Here is a 2,179-nt window from a genome sequence, read left to right as displayed (position 1 = left end):
GGGCTGTTTGCCCGGCACCAGAAGCCACCTCTGTTGACGATAAGCTGATGTTTTCCACATTGCGTCCGAGCTCTTCAGTGACAGAGTTCTGCTCGCTACAGGCGCTGGCAATTTGCATACTCATTGTAGCTATCTGGCCAACTTCCTGCTCGATTTGAGCGATATCATTGCCCGTATCTTGTGATTGCCCAACACATTCGTGGATAAGGGTGCAGCTTTGCTTGGTTGCTTCGCCTGCTTCTTTGGCTCTATTTTGCAACTGTTCAATGATTGTGATGATTTCACTGGTTGATGCCTGCGTCTTGCCTGCCAGTGAGCGGACTTCGTCGGCAACGACAGCGAATCCGCGGCCTTGCTCGCCAGCACGGGCTGCCTCAATAGCCGCATTCAGGGCAAGCAGATTGGTTTGCTCAGCGATTCCGCTGATCACATCGACAACCATGCCAATGCTGGCTGAATCTTTCTCTAGTTGCTCAACCATCTTGCCCGCATCTTCGATAACGCCGGCAACCTGCTGAATACTTTGCATATTATGCCGTACCGTTTTGCTGCCTCGATTGGCATTTTCGGTGGCTGTAGTCGCGGAGTGAGAGGCGTCTTCGGTATTGCTGGCCACTTCGTTGACGGTAGATTGCATTTGGTCCATGGCTGCGGCAATCATGTTGATTTCGTCTTGTTGCTGCTTCATGCCTTGTGATGTTTGCTCTGATACTGCGCTAACTTCCTCGATAGCTGCGCTAAGCTGGGTGACGGCGCTAGAAATCTCATGAATTAAATCACGAAGTCTGTTTTGCATCGAGACACAGGCTGATGCCAGCTTGCCCAGTTCGTCGTTGCCCATAGTATTGAGATCAAGCTGATAGGTGAGATCGCCTGCGGCAATACGTTGTGCCATTTCGATTGTTGTCTTAAGCGGCTGGCAGATTTGGTTAGTCAGGAAGATCGTCATGGCAATCATAAAGCCCAGGATGATGGCAATACCGCTTATTGTCAGCAGGTTTGCCTGTGAGACGCGGTCTAAAACAGTCAACCTATCTTCGGAGGTGTAAGCTTGGTTGAGCTCAAACAAGCTTTGCAGGCTTTGATCTAAGGCAAGGAAGCTCTCGAAGCTATTTACAACGAGTTCGTTGGCATGTGAGACTTCTCTTTGTCTGATTGCGGTTACAAACGCGTCCTGTTGTGTTTTGTAGCCTCTCCAGGCTTTGTCGACGATGTTGTACTGCTGGATGTCCTTTTCATCCCAGAGCGTTTTCTTATATTGTGCAAGCTTGTTTTCCATTTCGACTAATAGTTTGCTGTAGTCGGTTAATGAAGTATTGATATTCAATTCATTAATATTGGAAACAAGGAAAAACTGATCACGACGAATGGTGGCTGCATCTGTTTGCATATCTTTAACTAATACAATGCTTGGCAGTGAGGTGTCTGTAAGCACTAATATGCTATCTTTCAGTCTTCCAACTTCATAAGTAAGGAAGCCTCCAAGCGCAGTAATTGCGATGGAAATAATAAAGAATATTGCGCCAATCTTTCTACCGACTGACAGGTTCTTAAAGCTCATAGAGTAAATTCCCATTAAATGACATACGACTATGGGTAAGTCTATGTATGAAGGAGTGAGATATGTTATTGGTTGAATATACTGGTTCAATTGGTGGACATAGAAAGTGAGATATTCCTTCCAACCATAGCCATATAACGCCTACAAATTATTGTTTGGCGTCGTTCAAAACGAGGTTGCATCAAAATAATATGTCGGTAAATGAGATATCTGTGACACATATTGAGCAATATATCTGAAGAAATAGTCGGTTAAACTAGAGCTGATTGTTATAGCTGCTATCTATGCTTGGGTTGTAAGTGATGGAATTGATGCATACCAAGTCCATTAATCATCCTAAAAGTAAACGACTAATGGGCTTGGTATTACTTATGTGTTGAAGGGATAATTGTAATGTCGAATAAGGATATTAAGCCAATTTAAATCGAGCGACATTATCTTGCAGGCTAACGGCCAGTTGACTCAATTCGACGCAGGCCTGGGCTGTTTGCCCGGCACCAGAAGCCACCTCTGTTGACGATAAGCTGATGTTTTCCACATTGCGTCCGAGCTCTTCAGTGACAGAGTTCTGCTCGCTACAGGCGCTGGCAATTTGCATACTCATTGTAGCTATCTGGC

Annotated in this window: 1 protein-coding gene and 1 pseudogene; both read right to left on the bottom strand. The window is 45.4% G+C overall.

Annotation, left to right across the window (positions count from 1 at the left end):
- A partial coding sequence (locus EIZ48_RS28015; protein WP_160658658.1) for a methyl-accepting chemotaxis protein occupies nucleotides 1–1,561 on the bottom strand: 1,561 nt, incomplete at its 3' end.
- Between the two features lie 409 nt (nucleotides 1,562–1,970).
- A pseudogene (locus tag EIZ48_RS28010) lies at nucleotides 1,971–2,179 on the bottom strand (methyl-accepting chemotaxis protein); the annotation flags it as partial.

The sequence above is a fragment of the Photobacterium alginatilyticum genome (assembly GCF_009910675.1).
GTDB lineage: Bacteria > Pseudomonadota > Gammaproteobacteria > Enterobacterales > Vibrionaceae > Photobacterium > Photobacterium alginatilyticum.
The sequence above is the reverse complement of the archived record's forward strand: the minus strand, read 5'-3'. Positions and strand labels throughout refer to the sequence as shown.